Annotated in this window: 3 protein-coding genes; all 3 read left to right on the forward strand. The window is 57.0% G+C overall.

The features are described from left to right. Window positions 1-176: 176 nt before the first annotated feature. Window positions 177-1184 carry a YihY/virulence factor BrkB family protein gene (locus tag ACFFAR_RS31195; RefSeq protein WP_375509228.1) on the forward strand — a complete coding sequence of 336 codons (1008 nt, stop codon included), beginning with the start codon at window positions 177-179 and terminating at the stop codon, window positions 1182-1184. Between the two features lie 183 nt (window positions 1185-1367). Further along, window positions 1368-1916, forward strand: coding sequence for a hemerythrin domain-containing protein (locus ACFFAR_RS31200; protein ID WP_375509229.1), 549 nt, complete (start codon window positions 1368-1370; stop codon window positions 1914-1916). Further along, the coding region (locus ACFFAR_RS31205; RefSeq protein WP_375509230.1) for an HAD family hydrolase at window positions 1913-2263 on the forward strand (351 nt) is incomplete at its 3' end. The genes ACFFAR_RS31200 and ACFFAR_RS31205, both read left to right, overlap by 4 nt.

The following is a 2263-nucleotide window of genomic DNA, read 5'->3' on the forward strand; positions in this document are numbered from 1 at the left end:
CGGTTACGAGCACAGCCCGTCAGTAACGACAGGGGCTGCGGTGTTTGGCTGAATGGGCCAACAAAGGGGCGAATTTCCATCTAAGGCGCAAGTGCCGAGGAAGATACCTCATGCTCCGTCGACGGTCAGCGCTGTATTAAATTGCAGAAGCCAGATTTGTTCGCAGGGCGACTCTCATGCTGGAACGACCGTTGCTCGAACCTGCGGTCAATCGTTTTTTTGGACCGCAGCGAACCTGTCGGAGAGCGCTCGTGCTAGACCGTTCGGAAAAGAAAGAAGTTAAAAGTAATGGCTTCGCCCACGTCGCGCTTGGTGCGAGCACCGATGCTGTCAAACGATTTTTTGCCAACAAATGCACGATGCTGGCCGCAAGCATCGCCTTTTACTCCGCCTTTTCGTTGTCGCCGACATTGCTTATCGTGTTGGCCGTGGCGGGCTGGTTCTTCGGCGCCGACGCAGCAAGAGGTCGGCTTTTCGATCAGGTTCGCGGCATTTTGGGAAACGATGCTGCCTCTGCAATGCAATCGATGGTCGAGCACACCCACCATGCCGCTGGCAGTGGTTTGGCAGCCACGCTCTCGGTCGTGTTGCTGCTGGTGGGCGCATCGGCTACCTTCTCATCGTTAAATACCGCATTGGATATCGTCTTTCCGCCCGAATCGAAAGAGTCGAGGACAGGATTAACCTTGCTAGTCCGCGCGCGGGTGATTTCTCTGGGAATGGTGCTGGGTGTTGGATTTTTATTGGTCGTATCGCTCGTTCTCGATGCAGCGATAACTGTTGCCGGCCACGCGGTGTTTGGCAATTCTCCGCTCTTAATCATTGCCTCGATCGTCCAAACCCTATTGGGGCTGCTGATCTTGTCGTGCGCGTTTGCGTTGCTGATCAAATGGCTGCCTGACACGCATGTTCCGTTGTGGCACGCCGGCGTGGGCGGGGTGGCCGCGGCGATCCTTTTCACTATTGGCCGCCATCTTTTTGGCCTGTACCTCGCGCATGCAGGAACAGCGAACTCGTTCGGCGCAGCCGGCTCGCTGGCGGTATTGATGATGTGGCTGTATTTTTCGGCTGCTGTGTTTCTGCTTGGTGCCGAGGTTGCAGCGGCCATGCGCGGAAAGCAATCGGAGCGGGTCGGGCGCCAGTCGACAGCCGCTGATAACGCAGCCGCAAGGCCGCCGCCATGAACGTATTTAGGGTGCCACGCTGGACCCGACCGTGCGCAGGCGTCCAACGTTTTCGGGTTAAACATGAGTGGCATCCGTGCATTGTTGGCACACCGTTTGCGCTTATTGCCATCTTGAACCCGTTCCCAGGCTACTGCGATCATGTCCTTGCAAATCTCTAGGCTATCACCGCGTATCACAACGATGATCAAGCTGGATCACGCCCATGTCACGGCGGCCTTTCACCGTTACAGGATCGATGCGCCGCACTGGCGTAAAGCGGCGCTCGTCAACACCATATGCGCGGCGCTCGAAATTCACGCGCAACTTGAAGAGGAAATCTTCTACCCTGCGCTTCGCGCTGCGAAACCCACTGCGATTGCAATCGATAAGAGCGTTCCTGAGCACAATGCGATGCGCGATAGCATCGCTAAGTTGCGCACGATGGATCCGTCAACGCCCGGGTACGACGATACGGTCATGGACCTGATGAGGGAAGTGATCCACCACGTGGCCGACGAGGAAACGATCCTGCTTCCCATGGCAGAGGACGTTCTTGCTCGAGATCTGCGCACGCTCGGCGCCCAAATGAACACGCGCCGGCTGCAACTGGTGGCTGGTCGTCCTGTCGAAATCGCCGTAAATAGCGCGGGCGCCTTTCCGATCCTCAAGTTCTCGCTTGCAGGCTTGGCGCTGGTGGGACTGCTGGCGGCATTCAGCAGAATTCCGCCAGCACAGAGGGGTGCTCGATGAAGACCGCATTTGTCTTTGATCTCGACGGAACGTTGATTGACAGCGTGTATCAGCATGTCATCGCGTGGAGCGAAGCGTTGACAAGCGAAGGTTTGAGCCTTCCGATTTCCAAAATCCACAGAAAAATCGGTATGAGCAGCGAGCTATTCGAGAAGCAAATATTCAAAGAGTTGGGCGGCGGCGTCTCAGCCGAAACAATGAAGCGTGTAAAAGAACGCCAGGCCGAAGTGTTCAGTCGGCAGGAGCCGCAGATCCAGCCCCTGCCGGGCGCAAGTGCACTGTTAGAAGCTCTGAACGAAGCAGGCATTCCTTGGGCGATCGCCACGAGCGGGAGCCCCGAAGCCACC

The sequence above is a fragment of the uncultured Caballeronia sp. genome (assembly GCF_964243625.1).
Classification (GTDB): domain Bacteria; phylum Pseudomonadota; class Gammaproteobacteria; order Burkholderiales; family Burkholderiaceae; genus Caballeronia.

Excerpts from the sequence above, each read along its gene's own strand:
- ACFFAR_RS31195 (WP_375509228.1), top strand. The coding sequence starts at position 177 with ATGCTGGAACGACCGTTGCTCGAACCTGCGGTCAATCGTTTTTTTGGA.
- ACFFAR_RS31200 (WP_375509229.1), top strand. The coding sequence starts at position 1,368 with ATGATCAAGCTGGATCACGCCCATGTCACGGCGGCCTTTCACCGTTAC.